Origin of the sequence: Streptomyces sp. HP-A2021, from assembly GCF_022807935.1 — a bacterium.
GTDB classification, from domain to species: Bacteria; Actinomycetota; Actinomycetes; order Streptomycetales; family Streptomycetaceae; genus Streptomyces; species Streptomyces afghaniensis.
The window spans coordinates 2,939,114-2,965,154 of sequence record NZ_CP094344.1; the positions used below are offsets into that span (position 1 = coordinate 2,939,114).

At 70.8% G+C, this 26,041-nt stretch carries 22 protein-coding genes; 7 read left to right on the forward strand and 15 right to left on the reverse strand.

Annotated features, from left to right (window positions below):
- Positions 1–202: 202 nt before the first annotated feature.
- The gene (proS, locus tag MQE23_RS13225) at positions 203–1,618 is read right to left on the reverse strand and encodes a proline--tRNA ligase (protein ID WP_243379242.1); all 1,416 of its coding nucleotides are present in this window, start codon (positions 1,616–1,618) and stop codon (positions 203–205) included.
- A gap of 199 nt (positions 1,619–1,817) precedes the next feature.
- On the opposite strand from proS, the gene MQE23_RS13230 reads away from it, so the two are divergent.
- Positions 1,818–2,672, forward strand: a complete 855-nt coding sequence (locus MQE23_RS13230) for a methyltransferase domain-containing protein (RefSeq protein WP_082319767.1) — start codon at positions 1,818–1,820, stop codon at positions 2,670–2,672.
- A gap of 136 nt (positions 2,673–2,808) precedes the next feature.
- Positions 2,809–3,411 carry a hypothetical protein gene (locus tag MQE23_RS13235; protein ID WP_243379243.1) on the forward strand — a complete coding sequence of 201 codons (603 nt, stop codon included), beginning with the start codon at positions 2,809–2,811 and terminating at the stop codon, positions 3,409–3,411.
- Between the two features lie 78 nt (positions 3,412–3,489).
- Here the strand turns inward: MQE23_RS13235 and ffh are convergent, their stop codons facing one another.
- The 5 genes from ffh to MQE23_RS13260 all read right to left on the reverse strand — a co-directional run bounded on the left by ffh (position 3,490) and on the right by MQE23_RS13260 (position 11,117).
- On the reverse strand, positions 3,490–5,040 hold the full coding sequence (gene ffh / locus MQE23_RS13240) for a signal recognition particle protein (protein WP_020270369.1): 1,551 nt from the start codon (positions 5,038–5,040) through the stop codon (positions 3,490–3,492).
- 83 nt (positions 5,041–5,123) lie between these two features.
- Complete coding sequence (locus MQE23_RS13245; RefSeq protein WP_243379244.1) at positions 5,124–7,571, reverse strand: [protein-PII] uridylyltransferase; 2,448 nt, start codon at positions 7,569–7,571, stop codon at positions 5,124–5,126.
- 28 nt (positions 7,572–7,599) lie between these two features.
- The gene (locus tag MQE23_RS13250; protein ID WP_003993253.1) at positions 7,600–7,938 is read right to left on the reverse strand and encodes a P-II family nitrogen regulator; all 339 of its coding nucleotides are present in this window, start codon (positions 7,936–7,938) and stop codon (positions 7,600–7,602) included.
- On the reverse strand, positions 7,935–9,278 hold the full coding sequence (locus tag MQE23_RS13255) for an ammonium transporter (RefSeq protein WP_243379245.1): 1,344 nt from the start codon (positions 9,276–9,278) through the stop codon (positions 7,935–7,937). The genes MQE23_RS13250 and MQE23_RS13255 overlap by 4 nt, the downstream gene beginning before the upstream one ends.
- 339 nt (positions 9,279–9,617) lie before the next feature.
- Entirely contained in the window at positions 9,618–11,117 is a 1,500-nt protein-coding gene (locus MQE23_RS13260) for a hypothetical protein (protein WP_020270373.1), read from the reverse strand.
- 445 nt (positions 11,118–11,562) lie between these two features.
- Between MQE23_RS13260 and MQE23_RS13265 the strand changes: the two genes are divergently transcribed.
- Entirely contained in the window at positions 11,563–12,228 is a 666-nt protein-coding gene (locus tag MQE23_RS13265; RefSeq protein ID WP_243379246.1) for a bifunctional DNA primase/polymerase, read from the forward strand.
- Positions 12,229–12,343: 115 nt separating this feature from the next.
- Here MQE23_RS13265 and ftsY read toward each other — a convergent pair whose 3' ends face one another.
- Positions 12,344–13,543, reverse strand: coding sequence for a signal recognition particle-docking protein FtsY (gene ftsY, locus MQE23_RS13270; RefSeq protein ID WP_243379247.1), 1,200 nt, complete (start codon positions 13,541–13,543; stop codon positions 12,344–12,346).
- 150 nt (positions 13,544–13,693) lie between these two features.
- On the opposite strand from ftsY, the gene MQE23_RS13275 reads away from it, so the two are divergent.
- Positions 13,694–14,665, forward strand: a complete 972-nt coding sequence (locus tag MQE23_RS13275; protein WP_243379248.1) for an LLM class flavin-dependent oxidoreductase — start codon at positions 13,694–13,696, stop codon at positions 14,663–14,665.
- 52 nt (positions 14,666–14,717) lie between these two features.
- The gene (locus MQE23_RS13280; protein WP_243379249.1) at positions 14,718–15,095 is read left to right on the forward strand and encodes a hypothetical protein; all 378 of its coding nucleotides are present in this window, start codon (positions 14,718–14,720) and stop codon (positions 15,093–15,095) included.
- 111 nt (positions 15,096–15,206) lie between these two features.
- Here MQE23_RS13280 and MQE23_RS13285 read toward each other — a convergent pair whose 3' ends face one another.
- The 4 genes from MQE23_RS13285 to MQE23_RS13300 all read right to left on the reverse strand — a co-directional run bounded on the left by MQE23_RS13285 (position 15,207) and on the right by MQE23_RS13300 (position 21,506).
- Entirely contained in the window at positions 15,207–16,625 is a 1,419-nt protein-coding gene (locus tag MQE23_RS13285) for a sugar porter family MFS transporter (protein ID WP_243379250.1), read from the reverse strand.
- Between the two features lie 223 nt (positions 16,626–16,848).
- A complete protein-coding gene (gene smc / locus MQE23_RS13290; protein ID WP_243379251.1) occupies positions 16,849–20,427 on the reverse strand; it encodes a chromosome segregation protein SMC in 3,579 nt (1,192 codons plus the stop codon).
- Between the two features lie 212 nt (positions 20,428–20,639).
- Positions 20,640–20,843, reverse strand: coding sequence for a hypothetical protein (locus MQE23_RS13295; RefSeq protein WP_003993245.1), 204 nt, complete (start codon positions 20,841–20,843; stop codon positions 20,640–20,642).
- A 381-nt stretch (positions 20,844–21,224) separates the two neighbouring features.
- Positions 21,225–21,506, reverse strand: a complete 282-nt coding sequence (locus tag MQE23_RS13300; protein ID WP_059421923.1) for an acylphosphatase — start codon at positions 21,504–21,506, stop codon at positions 21,225–21,227.
- Between the two features lie 161 nt (positions 21,507–21,667).
- On the opposite strand from MQE23_RS13300, the gene MQE23_RS13305 reads away from it, so the two are divergent.
- Together MQE23_RS13305 and MQE23_RS13310 are read left to right on the forward strand one after the other, a co-directional pair.
- On the forward strand, positions 21,668–22,825 hold the full coding sequence (locus tag MQE23_RS13305; protein ID WP_243379252.1) for a CAP domain-containing protein: 1,158 nt from the start codon (positions 21,668–21,670) through the stop codon (positions 22,823–22,825).
- Between the two features lie 73 nt (positions 22,826–22,898).
- A complete protein-coding gene (locus tag MQE23_RS13310) occupies positions 22,899–23,297 on the forward strand; it encodes a helix-turn-helix domain-containing protein (protein WP_243379253.1) in 399 nt (132 codons plus the stop codon).
- Here MQE23_RS13310 and mutM read toward each other — a convergent pair.
- From mutM to MQE23_RS13330, 4 genes are all read right to left on the reverse strand, one after another.
- A complete protein-coding gene (mutM, locus tag MQE23_RS13315) occupies positions 23,287–24,147 on the reverse strand; it encodes a bifunctional DNA-formamidopyrimidine glycosylase/DNA-(apurinic or apyrimidinic site) lyase (protein WP_243379254.1) in 861 nt (286 codons plus the stop codon). The two genes, MQE23_RS13310 and mutM, sit on opposite strands and share 11 nt — an antisense overlap.
- 115 nt (positions 24,148–24,262) lie before the next feature.
- Complete coding sequence (gene rnc, locus MQE23_RS13320) at positions 24,263–25,069, reverse strand: ribonuclease III (RefSeq protein ID WP_020270071.1); 807 nt, start codon at positions 25,067–25,069, stop codon at positions 24,263–24,265.
- Positions 25,070–25,118: 49 nt separating this feature from the next.
- Complete coding sequence (gene rpmF, locus MQE23_RS13325; RefSeq protein ID WP_003951102.1) at positions 25,119–25,292, reverse strand: 50S ribosomal protein L32; 174 nt, start codon at positions 25,290–25,292, stop codon at positions 25,119–25,121.
- 2 nt (positions 25,293–25,294) lie between these two features.
- A complete protein-coding gene (locus tag MQE23_RS13330; protein WP_020270070.1) occupies positions 25,295–25,939 on the reverse strand; it encodes a YceD family protein in 645 nt (214 codons plus the stop codon).
- Positions 25,940–26,041: the final 102 nt, after the last annotated feature.

Here is a 26,041-nt window from a genome sequence, read left to right on the forward strand (position 1 = left end):
GTCAGTTGCCTCTGATGCGTCCCGACGAGGGCGGGTGCGCTGATCTATGGAGAAGCTTCACAGCTCACCACAAGGTGGTGCGTAGCCCCGCGTACGCCCCGGCGCGTACACGATGTCCGCGCGCCGAGGAAGCAGGGGTCCGCGGTTACGCAAGAGGCGTTTCGGCCGCCTTGCGCCCCACTCGGTGAGCGCCTGCGCCTACTCAGTAAGCGCGTGCGACGACCGCGACGTTACCGGGTGCGTCGTCGGCGTCCGGCACCGACCCGTCCTCGGCGACCAGACACCGTACGGTCACCGCGTGATCGGCCAGCTTGGCTTCGCCCTCCTCGCCGAGCACCGCCCACGGGATGCGCGCCCAGCCGCCGGCGCCCGTGACCTCGACGGCCTCGTCGATCGTCGAGACCTCGGCGGTACGGGACTCCCGGCGCTCCCGGGACTGCTCCAGCAGCAGGGCCTGGTCCTCTTCGAGGACCTGCGGCAGCAGCGACACCAGGGCATCCAGGGAGACCGGCTCCTTGCCGCCGGGGATGCGGCGGGCCAGCATCGCGGTGCCGCTCTCCAGGTCGCGGGGGCCGATCTCGATCCGGACCGGCACCCCCTTGAGCTCCCAGTCGACGGCGCGGCGGCCGAAGGGGATGTCGGTGCGGTCGTCCACGTGGACGCGGATCCCGGCCGCCTTCAGCCGGTCGCCGAGCTCGCGGACCTTGGCCAGAACCGCCTCATCGCCCTTGATCGCCAGCACCACCGCCTGGATCTGCGCCAGCCTCGGCGGGACGCGCAGGCCGTTGTCGTCGCCGTGCATCATCACCAGGGCGCCGATCATGCGGGTGGTGGAACCCCAGGAGGTCTGCCAGACCAGCTCCTGCTTGCCGTCCTTGGACAGGTACTGCGTGTTGAAGGCCTTGGCGAAGTTCTGGCCCAGTTCGTGGCTGGTGGCCATCTGGAGGGCCTTGCCGTCGCCCATCATGCCTTCGAGCGTGAGGGTGTTGACGGCGCCGGCGAACCGCTCCTTGACGGTCTTGCGGCCGGGGACGACGTCCATCGCGAGGACGTTCACCATGAAGTCCTCGTAGACCTTCCGGTGAATGTGCGCGGCGAAGTCGCGCGCCTCCTCGTACGTGGCGTGCGCGGTGTGGCCCTCCTGCCAGAGGAACTCGGTGGTGCGCAGGAACAGGCGGGGCCGCAGCTCCCAGCGCACGACATTCGCCCACTGGTTGATGAGCAGCGGCAGGTCGCGGTAGCTCTGGACCCACTTCGAGAAGTAGTCGTTGATGATCATCTCGGAGGTGGGCCGGACCACGGCGGGCTCTTCGAGTTCCTTGCCGCCGCCGTGCGTGACCACGGCCAGCTCGGGCGCGAAGCCCTCGACGTGGTCCGCCTCGCGCGTGAGGTACGACTGCGGGATCAGGAGCGGGAAGTACGCGTTCTGAGTGCCCGTCTCCTTGATGCGGGCGTCCATCTCGCCCTGCATCCGCTCCCACAGCCCGTATCCGTACGGTCGGATGACCATGGTGCCGCGCACCGGACCGTTGTCGGCGAGCTCCGCCTTGGTGATCAAGTCCTGGTACCAGCGCGGGAAATCGTCCGCCTGGGGGGTGAGAACGGGTGCCTTGGCCATGGCGAGATCGTACGGCCCCACGTTGCCGGAATGTGAAATCTCGCCATAGGCACATGACAACTCATATGCCGTGCCGCTTTCCACTGGACGACAGGTCGAGGGGGGAGTTTCCTGGCATACGGGGGTAGTGCGAGCGCACTGTCACGGGGGCCATGGAATCGGGCAAGAGGCAACTCTCGGCGGATTGGGGCGCTTACTTATGACACCTACGCTCGTGCGGCAGCACCTGCCTCACGCGGGGGCCGCACCCCGCGTGGACCTGCGTGCACGCGCGCGTGACTGGTCCGAAATCCAGGAGCGGATGCTCGTACCGCTCTACGAGGCCGTCTACGAGCGACTGGACGTGGGTCCCACGACGCGGCTGCTCGGCCTCGGCTGCGGTTCCGGACTCGCCCTGCTGATGGCCGCCGCCCGGGGAGCGGCGGTCACCGGTGTCGACGCTTCCCCCGAAAGAATGACCCTCGCACGGGAGCGACTGCTGCCCGAGGCCGGGGCCACACGCGCGCGGGCGGGCAACCGGCTGGTCGACGGCTCACCGAGGGACACCGCGGAGCCGGGCGCTCCCGCGTACACCCTGGTGACGGCCTTCGAGCCGATCGGGTGCCTGGCGGGCGACTCGGAGGGGCTGGGCGGGCTGCTCGCGGAGGCGACGCCGCTGGCGGGGCGCGGAGCGGCCGTGGTGCTGGCCGGCTGGGGTCCGCCGGAGCGGTGCGCCACGACGTCCGTGCTGCGGGTCGCCACCAAGCTGGCGGAGCCGCTGCGCAGCACGGGCAGCTGGCGCCCCGCCCTCCGTGACGACCTGGAGGACGTCGCCCAGCGGGCCGGTCTCAGGCCGGACGGGTCCGGGCGGGTGGCGTGCCCCTTCGGATACGCCGATGTGGACAGCGCGGTGCGCGGGCTCAAGTCGACCGGGCTGTTCGACGCGGCGATAACGGCGACGGACCAGGTGCAGGTGGACAAGGAGCTGACCGAGGCGCTGCATCCGCACCAGCGGCCGGACGGGACGGTGTGGATGCCGAATGTGTTCCGGTATCTGATCGCTCGGATTCCATAGCGAACAGATCTTGAGTGCAGGTGTGAATGGTGTGAAGAAAGCACCATGGCGTGCTTTTGGTTTCACCAAGTGGATCATGAACGCTTAATGTGATCCACCGCTCGGGGGACCTACACATCTGCATACAGGAGCTGTTGTGCCGCACCGCAAGACCGCGCTGCGTCTCGTCGCGCCCGTCGCCGTCCTCGCTCTGGCGCTCACCGCCTGCGGTGGCGGCGGCGACAAGGCCGACGCGAAGAGCCCGGACACCGAGAAGGCCAAGGTCTTCCCTTCGCCGGAGCCGGCCTCCGGCGGTGAACTGGAGACCGGCGAGAGCGCCACGGGCAAGGTCGCGGAGGACCCGGGCGAGGTCACCTACGAGGTCGTGGCGCAGAAGGTCGACGTGGGCACCGAGGCGGAGGCGGCCAAGGCCGTCTCGGAGCCGGACAAGGTCAAGGGCAAGGTGCTGGCCGTCGCCCACGTGAAGTACACGCACAAGAGCGGGCCCGCCCTCACCGACGGCTCCGACGTGCACGACGGCACCACGGTCTTCGCCGACGGGCAGCGCGGCAGCGTCCTCATCGGGGCGTCCGAGGACGCGACGGGCTGCGAGGACCCGTACGACGTCGAGAGCTGGAAGCAGGGCGAGAGCCACGTCTTCTGCGAGACGTACGTGATCCCGGCGAACGCCAAGAGCGCCGAGGTGCACTGGTCCGAGGAGGACGGCGAGCCCTACGTCTGGACGTTCCCGAACGCCTGACCGACAGGTCATCGACAGACCACCGAGGGCGCCCCCTTTCGAAATGGGGGCGCCCTCGGTGTCGTACGGTACGGGCCGTCAGCCCATGAACTTCTTGAACTCGTCGGGGAGTTCGAAGTCCTTGGCGCCCTGCTGCGGCAGCCCGAAGGCGTTGCCGCCCTCGGCGGCGGCCGCGCGGCGGGCGGCCTCCTCCTGCTCCTGCTGCTTGCGCTTCATCGGGTTGCCGGAGCGCTGCTTGCCCTTGGCCTGCTTCTGCTTCTTCTTCGTCCGGCCGGGACCGCCGCCCATGCCCGGCATCCCGGGCATCCCCGGCATGCCGCCGCCCTGAGCCATGCGGGACATCATCTTGCGGGCCTCGAAGAACCGCTCGACCAGGTTCTTCACCGCGCTGACCTCGACACCGGAACCCCGCGCGATACGGGCGCGGCGCGAGCCGTTGATGATCGTCGGCTCCTGGCGCTCGGCCGGGGTCATCGACTTGATGATGGCGGCCGTGCGGTCGACGTCCCGCTCGTCCAGGTTGTTGATCTGGTCCTTCATCTGGCCCATGCCCGGGAGCATGCCGAGCAGCTTGGAGATGGAGCCCATCTTCCTGACCTGTTCCATCTGGGCCAGGAAGTCGTCGAGGGTGAAGTCCTGGCCCTTCTTGGAGGCCAGCTTCTCGGCCATCTTCTGGGCTTCGGCCTGGTCGAAGGTCTTCTCCGCCTGCTCGATCAGGGTGAGCAGGTCACCCATGTCGAGGATGCGGGAGGCCATCCGGTCCGGGTGGAAGGCGTCGAAGTCGTCGAGCTTCTCGCCGTTCGACGCGAACATGATCGGCTTGCCGGTGATCTGCCGGATCGACAGGGCCGCACCACCGCGGGCGTCGCCGTCGAGCTTGGAGAGCACCACGCCGTCGAAGCCGACGCCGTCGCGGAAGGCCTCGGCGGTGTTGACCGCGTCCTGACCGATCATCGCGTCGACGACGAAGAGGATCTCGTCGGGGCTGACCGCGTCCCGGATGTCCGCGGCCTGCTGCATCATCTCCTGGTCGATGCCCAGGCGGCCGGCGGTGTCCACGATCACGATGTCGTGGACCTTGGACTTGGCGAAGTCGATGGAGTCCTTGGCGACCTTGACCGGGTCACCGACGCCGTTGCCCGGCTCCGGGGCGTATACCGCGACACCGGCGCGCTCGGCGACGACGCTGAGCTGGTTGACGGCGTTGGGGCGCTGGAGGTCGCAGGCGACGAGCAGCGGCGAGTGGCCCTGCTCCTTCAGCCAGCGGCCGAGCTTGCCCGCGAGGGTGGTCTTACCGGCACCCTGCAGACCCGCCAGCATGATCACGGTGGGCGGCTGCTTGGCGAAGCGCAGGCGCCTGGTCTCGCCGCCGAGGATGGTGACCAGCTCGTCGTTGACGATCTTGAGGACCTGCTGGGCGGGGTTCAGCGCCCGCGAGACCTCGGCGCCGAGTGCGCGCTCCTTGACGTTCTTGATGAACGTACGGACGACCGGCAGGGCCACATCCGCCTCGAGGAGCGCGATCCGGATCTCGCGCGCCGTGGCGTCGATGTCCGCCTCGGAGAGCCGTCCCTTGCCGCGCAGGTTCTTGAAGGTCGCTGAGAGGCGATCGGAAAGAGTATCGAACACGGCGCTCGCGGTCCTCGGGGTCGGAGTCAGACTGGGGAATCGCCCTCCAGGGTATCCCGGCGTGACAAGTCGCCGGGTCGCCCTCACCCACGCAGTGTCTCCTCCAGCTTCCGCGCCACCGACTCGGCCTCGTCGCCGGGCAGCGGCGCGCCCTGCGGACCGGTCACGTAGAAGGCGTCGACGGCGTTGGCGCCGAGCGTCGAGACGTGCGCGCTGCGCACCAGTACGCTCGCGTCCTCCAGGGCGCGGCCGATGCGGAACAGCAGGCCCGGGGCGTCCTGGGAGCGGACCTCGATGACGGTGGCCAGCCGGGAGGCGGCCGGGTGCACCGACACCCGGGGCGGCGGGGCCACCACGCCCCGGCGGCGCGGATAGGCCGCGTCCCGTTCGGCGAGGCGCCCGGCGATGTCCAGGGAGCCGTCCAGCGCCCGCACCAGGTCGGCGCGCAGGCGGGCGGCCTGCGGCAGGGAGCCGTACTCGGCGGCGACCCGCCAGTCCAGCAGCAGGACGGAGCCGTCGACGCCGTCCGGGAGGGTCAGGGACCGCAGCTCCGCCGTCCGTACGGTCAGCCGGTGCATGGCGAGGACACCGGCCACCGCGGGCAGCACACCCGGCTGGTCGGGGACGGCGATGAGCAGTTCCACGCCGAGCGGCTCGGGGTCGCCGGAGGGTTCCTGTCCGGCGGGCGGCTCGGTCTGTGCCCGCAGGGAGAGGACCGGGCTGCCCGTCGCGACCGCCTCGATGGCGAGCCGCTCCTGCTCGGCGGTCGGCGCGGCGTCCTCGGGATCGTCCGGGGCGTCCCCGGCGAGCACCGCCGAGACCCGCTCGACCAGGTCGGCGACGAGCGAGCCGCGCCAGGACGACCAGGCGGCCGGGCCGGTGGCCAGGGCGTCGGCCTCGGTGAGCGCGTGCAGCAGTTCCAGGGTGCCCTGGGAGCCGACGGCCTCGGCGACCGAGCGCACGGTGGCAGGGTCCTCCAGGTCACGCCGGGTGGCCGTCTCGACGAGCAGCAGGTGATGCCGGACGAGGGTGGCGACGACCGTCACGTCGTGGCGGTCGAAGCCGATGCGGGCGGCCACGTCCTTGGCGATGATCTCGCCGGCCACCGAGTGGTCGCCGGGCCAGCCCTTGCCGATGTCGTGCAGCAGCGCGGCGACCAGCAGCAGGTCGGGGCGGCTGACCCGGCGGGTGAACTCGGAGGCGCGCACGGCGGTCTCGATGAGATGCCGGTCGACGGTCCACAGGTGCACGGCGTTGCGCTGCGGGCGGCACCGCACCCGCTCCCAGTCGGGCAGCAGCCGCGTGATCAGCCCTTCGGCCTCCAGGGCCTCCCAGACCTCGATGGTCGGGCGGCCGGAGCCGAGCAGGGTGACGAGCTGCTCGCGGGCCTCGGCGGGCCAGGGCGTGGGCACCGGGCGCACGGTGGCCGCCATGCGCCGTACGGCGTGCAGGGAGAGCGGGAGTCCGGCCTGCGCCGCGGCGGCCGCGGCGCGCAGCGGCAGCACGGGGTCGCGCTCGGGGCGTGCGGCACGGGCGAGTACCACCTCGCCGTCCTGCTCCACCACGCCCTCGGCCAGCGGAGAACGCTCGGCGGTCGGCTTTCCGCCGCCCAGCATGGCGCGCAGCCGGGGCCGCACAGCGCGCGACCGCAGTACGCGCCCCACCTCGCGCCACGTGACATCACTGGCGTACGAGATGAGCCGCGCCGCCTCGTACACCTGCCGCAGCAGCGTGTCCGCGTCGAGCAGGCCGAGCTCGGCGGCCACCTGGTCCTGCTCCTGGAGCGCGAGCCGGTCGGTGGCCCGCCCGGTGGCCAGGTGCAGGGCGTCCCGTACGTCGAGGAGCCGGCGCCGGGCGTCGGCGAGGCCTTCGCGCGGGGCGTCGGCGAGCCAGGAGGCGGCGACGGCGCGCAGCGCGGTGGCGTCGCGCAGTCCGCCGCGGGCCTCCTTCAGGTCGGGTTCCAGGAGGTACTGCAGCTCGCCCTGGCGCTCGGCGCGTTCGGCGCACAGTTCCTGGAGTTCGGGGAGGCGCTTGGGCGCCTGGTTGCGCCAGTCGGCCAGCACGGCCGTACGCAGTCCGGCGGTGAGGCCGAGGTCACCGGCGATGTGCCGGGCGTCCAGCAGGCCGAGCTGAACCTTGAGGTCCTCCCCCGCGGTCCTGCGGGCCTCGGCGGGCGTGCGGACGGAGTGGTCGAGGGCCAGGCCCAGGTCCCACACCGGGTACCAGAGCCGGTCGGCGAGGGCGGCGACCGCCTTGGCGTCGCTGCCGTCGTGCAGCAGGAGCAGGTCGAGGTCGCTGCGCGGGGAGAGCTCGCCGCGTCCGTAACCGCCGACGGCGACCAGGGAGGCACCACGCAGCCCTTCCGCGCCCGCGGCGAACAGGCCGGTGAGCCAGTCGTCGGTCAGTTCGGCCAGGGCCGCACGGCGCGGCGGCCCGGACCGCGCCTCCTCGGTGAGGAGACGCAGCCGGGCCGCCGCGTAGCCGCTGGGTCCCGAATCCTCTGCTTCCTTCTGCACGTCCGTACCCGTCACCCAGCGACTCCTGTTCTGTTTGCCTGCCTCAGAGCGCGTCGGGGCCGCGCTCGCCGGTCCGGACCCGTACGGCCGTGTCGACCGGGATGGACCAGACCTTGCCGTCACCGATCTTGCCGGTGCGGGCCGCCTTGACCACGACATCGATCAGCTGCTCGGCGTCGTCGTCCTCGACCAGGACCTCGATGCGGATCTTGGGGACGAGGTCGACCGTGTACTCGGCACCGCGGTAGACCTCGGTGTGGCCCCGCTGACGACCGTAGCCGCTGGCCTCGGTGACCGTCAGGCCGTGCACTCCGAAGGCCTGGAGGGCTTCCTTGATCTCGTCGAGCCGGTGCGGCTTCACGACGGCGGTGATGAGCTTCATGCGTCCACCTTCTTGCTCTCGGCTCCGGCCACGGCGGCCGCGACGCCGGCGGTCTTGGCGGCACCGCCACCGGCGCCGCTGAAGTCGTATGCGGTCTCGGCGTGCTCGGCCTGGTCGATGCCGGCGATCTCGTCGTCCTCGGGGACCCGCATACCGATGGTCTTGTCGAGGATGAAGGCGAGGAGCGCGGAGACGATCAGCGAGTAGGCGAGCACCGCGAAGACACCGGCGCACTGCTTCCAGAACTGGGTCAGGCCGCCGCCGTAGAAGAGGCCCGCGACGTCGGACTGGCCGTGGCCGCTGGCGAAGAAGCCGATCAGCAGGGAGCCGACGACACCGCCGACCAGGTGGACGCCGACGACGTCGAGCGAGTCGTCGTAGCCGAACTTGTACTTCAGGCCGACGGCCATGGCGCACAGCACACCGGCGATGACGCCGACGGCGATCGCGCCGAGCGGGCTGACCGCACCACCGGCCGGGGTGATGGCGACCAGACCGGCGACGGCGCCAGAGGCCGCGCCCAGCGTGGTGAACGCGCCGTGGCGGATCTTCTCGTAGGCGAGCCAGGCCAGCATGGCGGCGGCGGTGGCGACCTGCGTGTTGACGAACATCAGCGCGCCGACGCCGTCGTCGTTGCCCAGCCACGAGCCGGCGTTGAAGCCGAACCAGCCGAACCACAGCAGACCGGCACCGAACATGACCAGCGGCAGGCTGTGCGGACGCATCGGGTCCCGCTTGAAGCCGACGCGCTTGCCGATGACCAGGATCACGCCGAGCGCGGCGGCACCGGCGTTGATGTGGACCGCCGTACCACCGGCGAAGTCGATCACACCCAGCTCGAAGGCCCAGCCGCCGGCGCCCCAGACCCAGTGCGCGACCGGGAAGTAGACGACCGTGGCCCACAGGGTGATGAACAGCGCCCACGCGCTGAACTTCACGCGGTCGGCGAGGGCACCGCTGATCAGGGCGGGCGTGATGATCGCGAACATCAGCTGGAAGACCAGGAACACGAAGATCGGGATGGTGTAGCCGTCCCACAGCTGGGTCAGGCCGATGTTGCTGAGGCCGACCCAGTCGGAGTTCCAGCCGATGAGGCTGCCGGAGTCGGTGCCGAACGCCATGGAGAAGCCGTACAGCACCCACAGGATGGTGACGATCCCGAGGCTGATGAAGCTCATCATCAGCATGTTCAAGGTGCTCTTGACGCGGACCATGCCTCCGTAGAAGAAGGCCAGGCCCGGGGTCATGAGCATCACCAGGGCGGAACAGATGAGCATGAACCCTGTGTTGGCGGCAGACAGCTTGGGTGCTTCTGCGGCAAGGGTGATGGCTGGTGCCATCGGCGTCTCCTCGTCGTTGGTACGGCCCCGTGCGGGCGAAGCCTCGAGCGGAATGAGGGGTGGGCCGGTTATGCGCCACGAGATTGGCGCAGCGCGGTTTCGGTGGAAGCCCCTCGTTGTTTCGCCGCCGTGACGAAGGCGCTCTGTGTGTTACGCCTCGATGAACTGCCGGATCGCGGGCGCGTCGATCGTTATCGTGGCGCAATCTTCCGCGAGGAAGCAGGTCCGGCCGCGGTCGGCCTTCCGATGACCTGGCATGGGGGAGCCGAGTCGGGCAGTTCGGGAGGGCCGGCCGCGGCCGGGGTTCAGGGGGTGGGCGGATTCTCGGAGGAGGGCAGCTCAGACCGCCTCTGCGGTCTCGGGCAGCTCGGCCGCGAGCCGCTCGGTGAGGTCGACGACCTCGCCCAGGTCGCCGAAGTCGCGTGCGGCTGTGTCGACCGTCTTTCGGATACGAGTGTTGACCCGCTCGGAGCGGACCTTCTTGGCGACCTGCATGGCCTGGGAGGCGTAGACCGTGCACTGCTCGGGCTCGCGCTGGAGGAGGTTCACCGTGGCCATGCCGATCAGGTTCAGTGCGTACGACCGCTGGTGCTCGCCGTCCTCGGAGAAGAGCTCCACGGCCCGCTTCATCAGGGGCTCGGCCAGCGAGGCGTAGGTCGGGCTGCGGCCGGCGACATAGGCCAGGTCGCGGTACGAGTGCGAGTTCTCGCCGTACAGCTCGGCCTCGGAGAAGAAGCGGATCCAGTCGGGGTCGGGCTCGTCCCACTCGTCGGCCTCGGCGAAGGTGTCCTCGGCCATCCGGACCGCCCGCTTGCACTTGCCGGGCTGGCCCATGTTGGCGTAGGCGCGGGCCTCCATCGCATACAGCATCGACTGGGTCCGCGGGCTCGCGCAGTCCCGGCTGCCGTACTGCGCGAGGTGGATCAGCTCCAGCGCGTCGTCGGGCCGGCCGAGGTGGATCATCTGCCGGCTCATGCTGGACAGCACGTACGAACCGAGGGGCCGGTCACCGGCCTCCTTCGCGGCGTGCAGCGCGAGGACGAAGTACTTCTGGGCGGTCGGCTGGAGCCCGATGTCGTACGACATCCAGCCGGCCAGCTCGGCAAGTTCGGCGGCGACCTTGAACAGGCGCCGGGTGGTGGCCTCGGGCTGGGGCTCCTGGAGGAGGTCCGTCACTTCGTGCAGCTGGCCGACGACCGCCTTGCGGCGCAGGCCGCCGCCGCACTGGGCGTCCCACTGCCGGAACATCACGGTCGTGGACTCCAGGAGGTCCAGCTCCGGCTTGGAGAGCCGGCCGCGGGCCCGCCCGGAGGCACCGGCCGCGGGCTCGGGCTCCGACCGCGGGGCCGGGGGCGAGGGCACGAGCCAGCGCTGCATGGGCTCGATGAGGGCCGGGCCCGCAGACAGGACCAGCGAGCTCCCGAGGAAGCCGCGCCGCGCCAGCATCAGGTCGCTGCGCGAGAACTCGCTGAGCAGGGCCACGGTCTGCGGGCCCGTCCAGGGCAGGTCGACGCCGGTCGCGGAGGGTGACTGGCGCGCGGTGCGCAGCCCCAGGTCCTCGACGGAGACGACGACGCCGAAGCGCTCCGAGAACAGCTCGGACAGAATCCTGGGGATCGGCTCGCGGGGGTTCTCGCCGTCGAGCCAGCGGCGCACGCGCGAGGTGTCCGTGGAGATGTGGTTGGCGCCCAGCTGGCGGGCCCGGCGGTTGACCTGGCGGGCGAGCTCGCCCTTGGACCAGCCGCTGCGCACGAACCAGGAGGTGAGCAGCTCGTTCGGGCGCTTGTCAGCGTGCGTCGCGTTTGCAGCGTTCGTCCCGCTTCCGCCGTTGCCGCTCACTGGAACGCCCCCATCCCTGAGACCACTTGTCGCCGAGTGCGCCAAGCCCTATCAGCATGCCGGTTCGTACGGCCGCCCGTCCGGTCCTTGTCACCCTTCGAACGGAATACCGACTTGCCTCCGGCATACCCACGAGTGCATGTGCCCCCAGGACTCGTGCACACAAAGTAATCCTACGATCACCCGTCCAGCCACGGCTCACACGGAAACGCCACCATTCGCCACCCCTTCGAATGAACTCATGTGCGTGCGACCGCGATTCACTTGACACAGCACAACCAGGAGCGGGTGCAGCGATGTACTCAGGGGCGCGTGTCGCCAGGCGCACCACCCTGGGCGCTTCCGGGCGCGGAGTTAACCGATCGTGGCCGGGAAGGCGGAAACAGAGAGTCACGTACTGCGTCCGCAGCGTAACCACCGGTGCGTCGGACCCGTTGGAGGGGGCATGGGCTTCACGATCGGCATCAGCCGGGGCATGCGCGACATCCGGTCCGGCTCCCGCCGCCGCGGCCGCACGTCGGACGGCACGGCCGTGGCCGAGTACACCGGCCTGTGGGGATGGGACGTGGTGCCGGGCGCCCGGGCCGCGGCGGGCGCCTGCTCCTGCGGCCGCCGTGACTGTCCGGTGCCGGGCGCGCATCCGCTGGACTTCGCGCCGGTGATCCCCGCGGGGGCGACGCTGGACGACGTGACCGAGACCTGGGGCGAGTTCCCCGGCGCGTCGGTGATGCTGCCGGTCGGCCGGGCGTTCGACGTCATCGAGGTGGCCGAACCCGCCGGCTGCCGCGCCCTCGCCCGGCTGGAACGCATGGGCCTGCCCGTCGGCCCGGTCACGGCGACGCCGGACGGCCGCGCCCACTTCTTCGTCGCCCCCGGCGCCGCCGCCGACCTGCCCGGCCTGCTCTACCGCATGGGCTGGGACGACCCGGCCGCCCTCGACCTGCGCGGTCTCGGCCCCGGCGCGCACATCACGGCACCGCCCTCCGACCGCGGCGGTCTCGGCCCGGTGCGCTGGCTGCGCTCCCCCGCCCTGGACTCGGCGTCCAGGCCCCCGGAGGCCCGCCTGGTGCTGGGCACGCTGGCCTACGTGGCGCACCGGTCACGGGCTTAGCCGGCAGGAATCCGTACACAACGAAGCGCCCGACCCGAGTGCGTATCGGGACGGGCGCTTCGTGACCGCATCACATACGGATTTCCGTAAGTGACTCCTCGGCAGTGGCCGCAGCTCACTCTCCGATGAGAGCGTCAACGAACGCCTCCGGCTCGAACGGCGCCAGGTCGTCCGCGCCCTCGCCGAGCCCGACCAGCTTGACCGGGACGCCCAGCTCGCGCTGGACCGCGACCACGATGCCGCCCTTGGCCGTGCCGTCCAGCTTGGTGAGGACGATGCCGGTGATGTCGACGACCTCGGCGAAGACCCGGGCCTGGACCAGGCCGTTCTGGCCGGTGGTGGCGTCGAGCACGAGCAGCACCTCGTCCACCGGGGCCTGCTTCTCCACGACCCGCTTGACCTTGCCGAGCTCGTCCATGAGGCCGGTCTTGGTGTGCAGACGGCCGGCGGTGTCGATGAGCACGACGTTCGCGCCCATCTCCTTGCCCTCCTTGACCGCGTCGAAGGCGACGGAGGCCGGGTCGCCGCCCTCCGGTCCGCGCACGGTGTGGGCGCCGACGCGCTCGCCCCAGGTCTGGAGCTGGTCGGCGGCGGCGGCACGGAAGGTGTCGGCGGCACCGAGAACCACGCTCTGGCCGTCGGCCACCAGGACGCGGGCGAGCTTGCCGGTGGTGGTGGTCTTACCGGTGCCGTTGACGCCGACGACCAGCACGATGCCCGGCTTGCGGTCCTCCGGCTCGGTCCTGACCGTGCGGTCCATGTCCCGGCCGACCAGCGTGACCAGTTCCTCACGCAACAGGGTGCGCAGTTCGTCGGTGGTGCGGGTGCCGAGCACCTTCACGCGCTCGCGCAGGCGCTCGACCAGTTCCTGGGTGGGCTGCACACCGACGTCGGCGGTGAGCAGCGTGTCCTCGATCTCCTCCCAGGTGTCCTCGTCGAGGTGCTCGCGCGACAGCAGGGTCAGCAAACCCTTGCCGAGAGCGTTCTGCGAGCGGGAGAGCCGGGCCCGCAGCCGGACCAGGCGGCCTGCGGTGGGCTCCGGGATCTCGATCTCGGGAGCCTCGGCGGGCGGCTCCTCGACGACGACCGGAGCCGAGCCGTCCGGGAGATCCACCTCCTCTATCGTGCGCCGCGGTTCCTCCCGCGGCGTCTCGGCCTCGTCGCCGACGTGCGGCTCGGCCGGTGGGGCGGTGATGTCGGGCGCTGCGGGCGGGGGCGGGGGCAGCTGCTTCTTGCGCCGGCTGCCGACGATGAGCCCGCCGAGCGCGCCGAGCACGACCACGGCGATGACTACAGCAAGGATGACGATGTCCATAACGGGTCCAGTATCAGTCATGGAGCCTCGGGTCACGCGGCTCGTGCCGTCCTCCTGGCACCAGGGCCGCCGGATCTCCACACCCCTGGCCGTCTGACGCCCCGTCAGCTAACGTCCTCCGGACACCCGCCCGGTGAAGGGAGACGTCCCATGCCCGTCTCGGTCGTACGCTTCAACCTCGTCGCTCCCGGGGCCTCCCCCGCCGAGCTCGGCGCCCGTTACCGGGCGGCCCTGGAGATGGCGTCGTACGCCGACGACCGGGGCGTGACCACCGTGCAGACGGAGGAGCACCACGGGGCCGACAACAACTGGCTGCCGTCGCCGTTCGCCTTCGCGGGGGCCGTCTTCGGCGCCACTCGGCGTGTCGCGGTCACGGTCTCGGCGGTCATCGGCCCGCTGCACGACCCCCTGCGGCTCGCCGAGGAGATCGCCGTGCTGGACCTGCTGAGCGGCGGCCGGCTGGTGACGGTCGCCGGGATCGGGTACCGGCCCGAGGAGTACGACCTGTTCGGCGTGGACTTCGCCCGGCGCGGGCGGCTCCAGGACGAGCTGCTGGAGACGCTGCTGAAGGCATGGACGGGCGAGCCCTTCCCCTACCGGGGCCGCACGGTCCGCATCACCCCGCGTCCGTACACCGAACCGCACCCCCTGCTCCTGGTCGGCGGCTCCTCCAAGGCCGCCGCCCGCCGGGCCGCCCGGCTCGGCCTGCCCTTCTTCCCCAGCGCGCATCTGCCGGAGCTGGAGGCGTACTACAAGGAGCGGCTCGTGGAGTACGGCACCGAGGGCTGGGTGATGATGCCCGCCGCCGAGACACCGCTGCTGCATGTGGCCGAGGATCCGGACCGGGCGTGGGCTCGGTACGGGGAGCCCTTCCTGCACGAGGCGCGGACGTACGCGTCCTGGCAGTCGGGCGGGGTGCGGTCCGCGGTGAAGTCGGCCGCGACGACGGTTCAGGAGCTGCGTGCCGAGGGCGTGTACCGGATCCTCACGCCGGACGCGTGCGTGGCGCTGGGCTTGGACTCCTATGTGCTGCATCCGCTGGCGGGCGGGATGCCGGTGGAGGAGGGGTGGCGGAGTCTGCATCTGTTCTGCGAGCAGGTGCTGCCGCGGGCGGCGGGCTGACGCGCCTGATATCCGCTGGAACGCCGCCGCCCGTCGGTGATGCACTGCGCGCATGACGTTGGCGGTGGATGTGTTCGTGCGCGACGCGAACGGAGAGTGGCGGGTCCTCGATGTCCCGGAGGGGTGCTCCGACTCGGCCGGCTTCGAGTCCTGGCGCCGGACGGTGTGGGGTTCGGAAGCGGTGCGCTCGCTGGGCGCTCGTCATCTTCCGGTCCTGGCCGAGGACAACCTGTTCGTCGAGGCCGGCGAGGTGCCCGGGTTCCTACGGGAGGTGGCACTGCTGCGGGCGAACCTCGAGCTGATCGCCGCCACCACCGAGCGGCCGCGCGGAATCGCGGAGCGCCGGCACCAGTTCGACTCACGGCTGCGGAACATCGAGGCGACCGCCCTGCGCGCCCTGGAGAGTGGTGGCGGCGTTCTGATCTGGTGAACGACGGACCGCCGCCCCGGCTCGGGCAGTGGCCGAACCGGGGCGGCGGCGGGTTACGGGGAGAGGGGCAGCGGGGACTTTGGCCCTCCTCCCCGAGTCTGCGGGACGGGCCTAGCCCATCTCCTCCAGGGTCTTGCCCTTGGTCTCCTTGACGAACTTCAGGACGAACGGGATGGAGAGCGCGGCGAACGCCGTGTAGATCACGTAGGTCGCGGACAGGTTCCAGTCGGCCAGCGACGGGAAACTCGCGGTGATCGCCCAGTTGGCGATCCACTGCGCGGCCGCGGCCACACCCAGGGCGGCGGCACGGATCTTGTTGGGGAACATCTCGCCGAGGAAGACCCAGACGACCACGCCCCAGGACAGGGCGAAGAACAGGACGAAGATGTGCGCGGCGATCAGGGCGATCCAGCCCTGCGTGGCGGGCAGCTTGCCGTCGACCAGGTGGTACGAGAACGCCCAGGCCTCCAGCGCCAGGCCGATGACCATGCCGACCGAGCCGATGATCGCGAGCGGCCGGCGGCCGATGCGGTCGACGAAGATCATCGCGATGACGGTGCCGACGATGTTGATGATCGACGTGGTGAAGGAGTAGAAGAACGAGTCCGTCGGGTCGACGCCGACCGACTGCCACAGCGTCGAGGAGTAGTAGAACGCGACGTTGATGCCGACGAACTGCTGGAAGACCGACAGGCCGATGCCGACCCAGACGATCGGCTTGAAGAAGAAGCCGCCGCCGAGCAGGTCCTTGAAGCTGGACTTGTGCTCGCTCTTCATGGCGTGCTCGATCTCGGTGACACGGGCGTCCAGGTCGACGTCCTTGCCCTCGACCTCGGTGAGGATCTCCCGGGCCCGCTCGTGCTTGCCGACGGAGATGAGGAAGCGCGGGGACTCCGGGATGACGAAGGAGAGCAGCCCGTAGAGGACGGCCGGGACGACCATGACGCCGAGCATGACCTGCCAGGCCTCCAGGCCCATCAGCTTGCCGCGCTGATCGCCGTCGGCGGCGTTCAGTACACCCCAGTTGACCAGCTGCGACACGGCGATGCCGATGACGATCGCGGCCTGCTGAAAGGAGCCGAGCCGGCCGCGGTAGGCGGGCGGGGCGACTTCGGCGATGTAGGCCGGGCCGATCACGGAGGCCATGCCGATGGCGAAGCCGCCGACGACGCGCCAGAAGGCGAGGTCCCACAGCGCGAAGGGCAGCGCGGAGCCGATGGCGCTGACCGTGAAGAGGACGGCGGCGATCTGCATGCACCGGATGCGGCCGATGCGGTCGGCTATGCGGCCGGCGGTCGCGGCGCCGATGGCGCAGCCGATGAGGGCGATGGCGATGACCTGGGCGAGGGCTGCGGAGCCGACGTCGTAGCGGTCCCGGATGGCCTCGACGGCGCCGTTGATCACGGAACTGTCGTAGCCGAAGAGGAAACCGCCCATCGCGGCCGCTGCCGCGATGAAGATGACATGCCCGAGATGCTCGGGATGAGCCGCCCTGGCTCCGGACTTGGGTGCCTGCGCTGTGCTGGTCACGTGTACTCCTCGGGCCACCGGCAACGCTGCCGGAGCGAATCAGCCTTCGAGGTGCCACCTGAAGGTACCTGAAGGTAAAAGGAACGTTGCCGAGACTATGCCTTCAAGTTTCGAAGTCAATAGGTCCCTAGCTATGAATCTGAGGCAGGAGTGTGTCAGTGATGTGTTCAAGTATTGAAGTCTTCGAGGGCCCGCAGGTGAGACAGGTGTAGAGCACACTCATCTAGCGGAGGCGCTGGCTGATGACCTTCGACACACCGTCGCCCTGCATGGAGACGCCGTACAGCGCGTCGGCGACCTCCATCGTGCGCTTCTGGTGGGTGATCACGATCAGCTGGGAGGCTTCCTGGAGCTCCTGCATGATCCGGATGAGCCGCTGGAGGTTGGTGTCGTCGAGGGCGGCCTCGACCTCGTCCATGACGTAGAACGGACTGGGCCGGGCCTTGAAGATCGACACGAGCAGCGCCACCGCGGTCAGCGACCGCTCCCCGCCGGAGAGCAGTGACAGCCGCTTGACCTTCTTGCCCGGCGGCCGGGCCTCGACGTCCACGCCCGTGGTGAGCATGTTGTCGGGGTCGGTCAGGATCAGCCGTCCCTCACCACCCGGGAACAGCCGGCTGAAGACGCCCTCGAACTCCCGGGCCGTGTCCCGGTAGGCCTCGGTGAAGACCTGCTCGACGCGCTCGTCGACCTCCTTCACCACCTGGAGGAGATCCGCCCGCGTCTTCTTCAGGTCCTCGAGCTGCTCGCTGAGGAACTGGTGGCGCTCCTCCAGCGCCGCGAACTCCTCCAGGGCGAGCGGGTTCACCTTGCCGAGCTGCTGGTAGGCGCGCTCGGCCGACTTCAGGCGTTTCTCCTGCTCGGACCGGACGAACGGCCTGGGCCGGTTGCGCGGGTGCTCGGGATCCTCCGGCAGCTCCTCGCCCTCGGCGGGGGGCGAGGGCGGCACGAGCTGGTGCGGTCCGTACTCCGCCACGAGCCCGGCCGGTTCCACACCCAGCTCCTCCAGCGCCTTGGTCTCCAGCTGCTCGATCCGCAGCCGCTTCTCGGCGCCGAGTACCTCGCCGCGGTGGACCGAATCCGTCAACTTGTCGAGTTCGGCCTTGAGATCGCGTCCCTCGGTGCGGGCACGGGCGAGTTCCTGTTCGCGGCGGGCCTTGGCGGCCTCGGCGGCGGTGCGCTCCTCGTCGGCGCGGGCGAGGGAGACCTCGACGTGCGCGAGCAGCTGCCGGGCGCCCGAGCCGACGGCCTCGGCGACGGCCGCCTCGTGCCGCAGCCGGGCCCGCCGCTGCTCGGCACGCGCGCGTGCCTCGCGTTCCGCGCGGGCGGCCCGGTCCAGGGAGTCGGCCCGTCCGGCCAGTCCCTTGACCCGCTCCTCGTGCGTACGGACCTGGAGGCGGGCCTCCATCTCGGTCTGGCGCGCGTTGGCACCGTCGGCGGCGAGCCGGTCCCGTACGGAGGTGTCGGGCTCCTCCTCGATCGGCATCTCCTCGGCGACGGCGAGCCGCTCGGCGAGTTCCTCCACCTCTTGCAGCGCCTTGTCGAGTGCCTCCTGGGCACGGGCCGCGGCGGCGGTGGAGCGCTCGGCCTCCCCTGCCGCGCCCCGGGCCTGCCCGGCGAGCCGGCCGAGTTGCTGGGCGACGGCCGACTTCTCCCGGTCGGCGGCCCGGCGCCGCTCCCCCAGCTCCTCGACCAGCGCGGCGCACTCCCTGCGGCGTTCCACCGCCGCCTGCTGGGCCTCGGTCAGCTCCTCACAGCGGACGGCGAGCTCTTCCAGCTCGGCTGCGGCCTCGTCGACGGAGGCCTGTACCTCGAGGAGGCTGGGGGCGCCTGCGGAGCCGCCGTGGGCGAAGTGGGCGCCGAGGAGATCGCCCTCGGCTGTTACGGCGGTGAGGTCGGGGTGGGTGTAGACGAGGTCTTCGGCGTCTTCGAGGGTGCCGACGACGACGATGCCGTGGAGCAGCCGGCGGACGGCCGGCATGAGGTCGGCGGGACCGCGGACCAGGTCGGCGGCGAAGGGGTGTCGTGCGTCTGCGGGGCCGTCATGGCCGGTCGCGCCGTTCCCCGCGCCCCCAGGGGGAGCGTCTCCTGCCAGGAGCAGAGTCGCCCTGCCTCCGTCCTGTTTGCGGAGGAGTCTGATCGCGTCTGCTGCCGAAGACGGGCTCGTCACCGCGATCGCGTCCGCCGCGGCTCCGAAGGCAGCCGCGAGGGCGACTTCGTAGCCCGGGGTCACCGTCAGGAGTTCCGCCGCCGGGCCGAGGAGGCCGGAGAGACGGTCCTTCGCCGCGAGCAGTATCCCGGTGCCGTCCTTGCGGCGCAGGCCGAGCGCCAGGGCCTCGTGGCGGGCCTGGGTGGCGGCGCGCTTGCGTTCCGCCGCCGTGGTCGCCTCGCGGGCTGCAGTGAGGGCGGCCTCGGCGTCGGTGAGCTGCTGCTTCGCCGCGTCGTGCTGCTCGGCGAGTTCGACGTCGCCGGCGTCGAGGCCGTCGACCTCGGCCTTGAGGGCCTCGTACTCCTCCTGGGCTGCGACGGCACGTTCCTGCGCCTCGTCGCGGGCGGCGGCCAGGCGTTCGATCTCGGCCTGGGCGGAGGCCGCCCGGGAGCGGGCCGCGTTGACCTGGCCGCTGAGCCGGGCCAGGCCCTCGCGCCGGTCGGCGATGGCCCGGGCGGCGTCCTTCAGGCGCCGTTCCTCCTGGGTCAGGGCACGCTCCAGCTCGGCGCGGTGCGCGACCGTGTCCTCCAGGGCGCGTTCGGCCGCCTCCAGGGCCGCTTCCAGCTCGGCCTCCTGCTCGCGGATGCGGGCGGCCTCGCGCTCCATGTCCTCGGGGTCGCGGCCGCGCCGTTCCTCGGGGGGCGCGGAGGTGGCGCTCTTCACGCGGGCGTCGGCCAGCGAGATCGTGCCGCGCACCCGCTCGGCGAGCTGGGAGAGTTCGTACCAGGTCTGCTGGGCGCGCTGGAGGCGCGGTGTGAGCTGCCGTACCTCGTCCTCCAGGAGCGCCTCGCGCTGGAGCGCCTTGCGCAGCTCCCGCTCGGCGGCCTCTTTGCGCTCCTTCAGCGCGGCCTCGTCGGCGACCTCGGCCTTGAGGGCTTCCCTCAGCCGTACGAGGTCGTCGGCCAGCAGGCGCAGCCGGGCGTCGCGCAGGTCGGCCTGGATGACGGCGGCCCGGCGCGCGACCGCGGCCTGGCGGCCGAGGGGCTTGAGCTGCCGTCTGAGTTCGTCGGTGAGGTCCTGCACGCGTGCGAGGTTGGCCTGCATCGCGTCCAGCTTGCGCAGCGCCTTCTCCTTGCGCTTGCGGTGCTTGAGGACGCCGGCGGCCTCCTCGATGAAGGCTCGGCGGCCCATGGGGTCGGCGTGCAGCACGGAGTCGAGCTGGCCCTGCCCGACGATGACGTGCATCTCGCGGCCGATGCCGGAGTCGGAGAGGAGCTCCTGGATGTCGAGGAGGCGGCAGGTGTCTCCGTTGATCTGGTACTCGCTGCCGCCGTTGCGGAACATGATCCGCGTGATGGTGACCTCGGCGTACTCGATGGGCAGGGCCCCGTCGGAGTTGTCGATGGTCAGGGACACCTCGGCCCGGCCCAGCGGGGGGCGGCCGGTGGTGCCGGCGAAGATGACGTCCTCCATCTTGCCGCCGCGCAGCGACTTGGCGCCCTGCTCGCCCATGACCCAGCTGAGCGCGTCGACGACGTTGGACTTGCCCGAGCCGTTCGGTCCGACGACGCACGTGATGCCCGGCTCGAACCGGAGTGTGGTCGCCGATGCGAACGACTTGAACCCGCGGAGGGTCAGGGCCTTGAGGTGCACGCCGCTGGACTCTACCGCCCGGGTTCGTCTCACTCCATGAACCCACGGTTTCGCCGCTGAACGCGCAGGGCACACCAGACGTTAAAGACAGTGAAAGGATGCGCGGGGGAAAGAAAGAAGGGACGCCTAGGGCGTCCCTTGCACTTCTGACAACTCAGCGGTTGTGACGGGCGGCCCAACCACTGCGGTGCTGTTGTGGAGCGGTGCAGTGATCAGGTGAGCGCAGGCTCCGCCTGGTGTGCGTCAACGCTCTCCATGATCCTGTCGTGAGAAGCGGCAGCCGTCAGCGCTTCGTTCTCCGCCTGGATCCGTACGAGCTCGGATTCCAGGTCCTGGACGCGCTGCTGGAGCCGTCGCATCTCGGCGAGGAGTCGAGGGTCGGAGCCGCCGACGTAACCGAGAAGCGCCTTTGCCATGATGGATGGTCCTCCACAATGAGTGACCGACCGATGCGGTGTGGGTCGTGAGGGATTCCGCACCCGCAGTCTTGGCAGGGCCTGGAGTTGTGCTGCCGTTCAGCCATGCCAAACAGCTAGGTGCGCGGGGTGCTTTCAGCGTCTCACCAAAAAGTTTGACGGTCAACACGATCACGCCCCGTATTGGCGGCGACCCGGGCGCGCACGGCCTGGAACGGCGGTGTCGGCGCTTCTGCGGGGCCTTCGGGGCGTGGCGATCATCCTTGCGTGTGCGGCCTGCCAAGGCAAGTGATTCTCGGCAATCACCAGCAAGTTTCCGTTCGGGGAGGCCCTCGGCGGCCGGTCCGCGGGCGGCCCCGGGGCCCGCCCGGCGGTGTGGGGTCAGCGGATGGCGAAGCCCTCGTAACCTCCGCGAGGTGTGTCCCAGATCTCGGTGACGCCGTCCACGCGGCCGGGCGTGTCGTCACTCCGGAGCCATTCCAGCAGGCCTTCACAGCCCTCTCGCGCGCCCTCCGCGACCACTTGGACGCGTCCGTCGCCCAAATTGAGAGCAAAACCACTCAGGCCGCCGATCTCCAGGGCCTTGGCCCGCGTGAACCAGCGAAAACCCACACCTTGGACGCGTCCACGCACCCAGGCGACCAGTCGCACATCCTCACTCATGACTGCAACCTAACCGCCCGATCTCGCTCGGGGCACTTCCTCCACTTGCGCCATGCGGTACCGTCCCCACCCAACGAATCTCATATGAAACTCACACGATCGAGTGAGTTTGGTGTTGATCTCGAGGACGAGTCGACCGCCAGGACGAGGAAGGCCAGGACATGGGACGCCACCGACGCTCCGCCGCCGGCCGCGCCGCCACGGGCCGCGCCACGGGGATCACGCAGGCCGACGGCTCCGTGGCAGGCCGCGACCCGCTGCACTCCCCCGCGGGAGACGGCCCGACGATGGGCATCGCGCCCTACCTGAACCCCGAGGCGTACTCCGGCACCTACGCGAAGAGCGAGGCCTACCTGTTCGCCACGGGCGCCTCCGAGCCGGGTGACGGCTACGACGCCCGGAACGCCGACACGGCCGTCTTCGCCGGCGACGGCTTCACGCCCGACGGCGGCGCCCGGCGCTCCGGCTCGCACCGCCGCCGGAAGAAGGCCGCCGCACGGCCGATGCGCACCGGACTGCTCGGCGTGTCCGCCGCGGTCGCCCTCGGCACGGTCGCGGTCGCCACGGGCGCGGTTCCCGGCCTCGAGAACTACCGGCTCGGTGGTGGCGGCGGCGCCGACAAGGTGCAGGCCGGGGACACACCGACGAACAGCCCGATCGAGCAGGGCGGCACCACCGGCAGCGCCGACGGCCGGGACGGCGCGCCCACGAGCCGGGACGCCGAGCGCTCCCTGTCGCCGTCGCCGTCGCCGTCCGCCTCGAAGTCGTCGGCCGCGCCGACGAAGACGCCGGAGAAGACGGCGAAGCCGGAGAAGACGCAGGAGAAGACGCCGGAGAAGAAGGCACCGGCGGCCACCCCCCGCGAGAAGCAGGACGACACCCCCTCCCGTACGGCCACGAAGGCACCGCAGAAGCCCAGCGCGCCCGCCGCCCTCTCCGAGGAGTCCGCCGCCGCGGCCCAGGTGCTCAAGCTGGTGAACGAGGAGCGGGCCAAGGTGGGGTGCAGCGCGGTCGCCGCGAACAGCGCGCTGACCGAGCTGGCGCAGGACTACAGCGAGGACATGGCCGCGCGAGGCTTCTTCGATCACACCGACCCGGACGGCAGGACGCCGTGGGACCGGGCCGAGAAGGCCGGGATATCCAACCTCGGCGGGGAGAACATAGCCCGCGGGCAGGCCGACGCCGCGGCTGTGATGGACGCCTGGATGAACAGCCCCGGCCACCGCGCCAACATCCTGAACTGCGACTTCAAGACGCTGGGCGTCGGTGTCGAGTTGGGGTCGGGCGGCCCGTGGTGGACCCAGGACTTCGGATACTGAGCCCTGCCGATCGTCGCTAACCATCGGTTAGCGCGACCTGTCGGTTAGCGCTGCGCTGGCGTACGCTGGGCATATGACCACCACCCAGGAGCTCACGGCGGGGCTGGACGACCTCCCGTACAACGTGTTCGCCAAGGCCTGCCCTTCGCGCGGCACGCTGGAGCACGTCACGGGCCGCTGGGGCGCACTGACGCTGGGCGCCCTGTACGAGGGCTCGCTCCGCTTCAACGAGCTGCGTCGCCGCGTCGACGGCGTCAGCGAGAAGATGCTCTCCCAGACGCTGCACGCGCTGGAGCGCGACGGCCTGGTGCACCGCGAGGCGCAGCCGACCAACCCGCCCCGCGTGGACTACGAACTGACGCCGCTGGGACGCGGCGTGGCCGAGCGGCTGCTCGCCCTGATCCACTTCGTGGAGGGCAGCATGGACGACGTACTGACCGCGCGCGAGCGGTACGACGCGGCTAGGGCGTGATCCGCGGGGGCCGCTGGCACTTCGGGCAGTAGTAGCTCGACCGGTTCATCCAGGGCCGTCGGCGTATCGGGGTGCCGCAGCGCCGGCAGGGCAGACCCTCGCGGCCGTACGCGTCGAGGGACCGGTCGAAGTAGCCCGACTCGCCGTTGACGTTGACGTACAGGCTGTCGAAGCTGGTGCCGCCCACCGCGAGGGCCGCGTTCATGACGTCCCGCACATGGCCCAGGAGCAGCAGGGTGCGCGGGCGCGTGAAGGTTGCGGTCGGGCGCTCGTAGTGGATGCGGGCGCGCCACAGGGCCTCGTCCGCGTAGATGTTGCCGACGCCGCTGATCAGCGACTGGTCGAGCAGGGCCCGCTTGATGGTGGACCGCTTGCGGCGCAGCGCCCGGTGGAAGGCCTCGTCGTCGAAGAGCGGATCGAGCGGGTCGCGGGCGATGTGCGCGATGACGTCGGGCAGGCCGTCCGGGGTGTTGTCGTGCAGCGACAGGCCGCCGAAGGTGCGCTGGTCGACGAAGCGGAGTTCGGTGTCCAGGGCGTCGGTGAAGCGGACGCGGATGCGCAGGTGCTTCTCGTCCGGCGCCGTCTGCGGCTGGACCAGCAGCTGGCCGCTCATGCCGAGGTGGGCCAGGATCGACTGGTCCGTGTCCTCCAGGGGCAGCCACAGGTACTTGCCGCGGCGGCTCGGGACGCCGATGCGGTGGCCCTTCAGACGGTGCGCGAAGTCGTCGGCGCCCGCGAGGTGGCGGCGCACGGCGCGCGGGTGCAGCACCTCGGCCTCGGCGACGGTCCGGTGGGCGACCCACCGCTCCAGACCGCGCCGTACGACCTCGACCTCGGGCAACTCGGGCATGGGGTCCCCCGTCACGTACCTGCGGATGACCCGAGCGCCCGACCCCGGGCAGGGGCGGGCGCTCGGGTGCGCTGTGCTGTGCCACCGCCCGGCTGGAGTGCCGGGGCGGCGGCTGTCAGCCGTCGACGCTGCCGTCGACGGCCGTGTGGGCGGCCTGAGCCGCCGCCGTCTGCGTCGCCTCGGCGGCCTTGGCCGCCTTGGCGCGCTCGTCCGCCGCGGCCCGGATGGACCGCCACGCGGACTCGGCGGCCTGCTGCTCCGCCTCCTTCTTGCTGCGGCCGGTGCCGGTGCCGTACGAGACGCCTCCGACGCGGGCGGCAGCAGTGAAGGTCTTCTCGTGGTCGGGGCCGGTCTCCGTGACCAGGTACTCGGGCACGCCGAGCCCCTCGGTCGCGGTGAGCTCCTGGAGGCTGGTCTTCCAGTCCAGGCCGGCTCCGAGGTTCGAGGACTTCTCGATCAGGGGGTCGAACAGGCGGTGCACCAGCTCCGCCGCCGAGTCCAGGCCCTGGTCGAGATAGACCGCGCCGATCACCGCTTCCAGGGTGTCGGCGAGGATGGACGCCTTGTCCCGGCCGCCCGTGCCCTCTTCACCCCGGCCGAGCCGGATGAAGGAGCCCAGGTCGAGCCCGCGCCCCACCTCGGCGAGCGCACGCGAGTTCACCACCGCGGCCCGCAGTTTGGCCAGCTGGCCTTCAGGCAGGTCGGGGTGGGTGCGGTACAGCGTGTCCGTGACGACCAGGCCGAGCACGGAGTCCCCGAGGAACTCCAGGCGCTCGTTGGTCGGCAGACCGCCGTTCTCGTATGCGTACGACCGGTGGGTCAGTGCTCGCACCAGAAGGGCGGACTCGACCTTGTAGCCGAGCCGCCCTTCCAGAAGCGTGTGGGACGAGGCCTGGTTGTCCGCCGTTGTGCTTCCGCTCACGCGGGAAGACTTGTTCTTAGGCGTGGACACAGTGCCTCTCACCAGCCGCTCAGACCTCGAGGACCTGGCGCTTGTTGTAAGTGCCGCACGAGGGGCACGCGATGTGCTGCTGCTTGGGCTCGTGGCAGCGCTCGCACGCAACCAGGGTGGGGACCGCAGCCTTCCACTGCGACCGGCGGTGGCGCGTGTTGCTGCGCGACATCTTCCGCTTCGGAACAGCCACGGCTACTTCTCCTGCTTCTCGTCGACGCCCGGTTCGGCGCCGCTCATCTCGTCCTTCTCGCCGTCCGACATGGTGTCGGCGAGTCCCTGCAATGCCGCCCAACGGATGTCGACGGCGTCATGGTGGTGGTCCGGGTCGTCCGCCAGCCGTGCGCCGCACTCGGCACACAGACCAGGGCAGTCTTCCTGGCACACCGGCTGCATCGGCAGTGCGAGCACCACCGCATCACGCAGCACGGGCTCGAGGTCGAACAGGCCGTCCTCGAGGAAGAGCCTGTCCTCGTCGTCCTCGGCGTCGTCGCCCGGCTCCGCGATCACGCGGCCCCGGTCGTCGGCGTCAGGGTACGAGAACATCTCCTGGAACTCCGCTTCGACGTCGAGCTGAAGCGGCTCCAGACACCTTACGCACTCCCCCTCGGCGGCGGCACGGGCGGTGCCTGTGACGAGCACCCCTTCCATGACCGACTCCAGGCGGAGTTCGAGCTCCACCGGGGCGCCTTCCGGCACTCCGATGACTCCCTTGATACCGAGGTCCTGGGGAGCGTCGACCGTGCGGGTCAGGCGCTGTAGCGCACCGGGCCGCCGACCCAGCTCGTGCGTGTCGAACACGAGGGGGTTGCGGTGGTCGAGGCGGGCGTTCAGGGCCATTCCTGCTTTCGGTCTTCCGAGCTGAGGGAGACGCCGCCCTTCGGTGTTCCCGGGCAGCGGTGATCGCGGACGTACGCGCGACCGAAGAGCCAGGATACTGGA

What these genes read in the sequence shown, in the direction of transcription:
- MQE23_RS13255 (WP_243379245.1), bottom strand. Translation starts at nt 9,278, where the DNA reads ATGGCACCAGCCATCACCCTTGCCGCAGAAGCACCCAAGCTGTCTGCC.
- MQE23_RS13330 (WP_020270070.1), bottom strand. Translation starts at nt 25,939, where the DNA reads ATGGCCCTGAACGCCCGCCTCGACCACCGCAACCCCCTCGTGTTCGAC.
- MQE23_RS13265 (WP_243379246.1), top strand. Translation starts at nt 11,563, where the DNA reads ATGGGCTTCACGATCGGCATCAGCCGGGGCATGCGCGACATCCGGTCC.
- MQE23_RS13230 (WP_082319767.1), top strand. Translation starts at nt 1,818, where the DNA reads ATGACACCTACGCTCGTGCGGCAGCACCTGCCTCACGCGGGGGCCGCA.
- MQE23_RS13295 (WP_003993245.1), bottom strand. Translation starts at nt 20,843, where the DNA reads ATGGCAAAGGCGCTTCTCGGTTACGTCGGCGGCTCCGACCCTCGACTC.
- MQE23_RS13300 (WP_059421923.1), bottom strand. Translation starts at nt 21,506, where the DNA reads ATGAGTGAGGATGTGCGACTGGTCGCCTGGGTGCGTGGACGCGTCCAA.
- proS (WP_243379242.1), bottom strand. Translation starts at nt 1,618, where the DNA reads ATGGCCAAGGCACCCGTTCTCACCCCCCAGGCGGACGATTTCCCGCGC.
- MQE23_RS13305 (WP_243379252.1), top strand. Translation starts at nt 21,668, where the DNA reads ATGGGACGCCACCGACGCTCCGCCGCCGGCCGCGCCGCCACGGGCCGC.
- MQE23_RS13250 (WP_003993253.1), bottom strand. Translation starts at nt 7,938, where the DNA reads ATGAAGCTCATCACCGCCGTCGTGAAGCCGCACCGGCTCGACGAGATC.
- ftsY (WP_243379247.1), bottom strand. Translation starts at nt 13,543, where the DNA reads ATGGACATCGTCATCCTTGCTGTAGTCATCGCCGTGGTCGTGCTCGGC.
- MQE23_RS13280 (WP_243379249.1), top strand. Translation starts at nt 14,718, where the DNA reads ATGACGTTGGCGGTGGATGTGTTCGTGCGCGACGCGAACGGAGAGTGG.
- mutM (WP_243379254.1), bottom strand. Translation starts at nt 24,147, where the DNA reads ATGCCCGAGTTGCCCGAGGTCGAGGTCGTACGGCGCGGTCTGGAGCGG.
- MQE23_RS13310 (WP_243379253.1), top strand. Translation starts at nt 22,899, where the DNA reads ATGACCACCACCCAGGAGCTCACGGCGGGGCTGGACGACCTCCCGTAC.
- MQE23_RS13275 (WP_243379248.1), top strand. Translation starts at nt 13,694, where the DNA reads ATGCCCGTCTCGGTCGTACGCTTCAACCTCGTCGCTCCCGGGGCCTCC.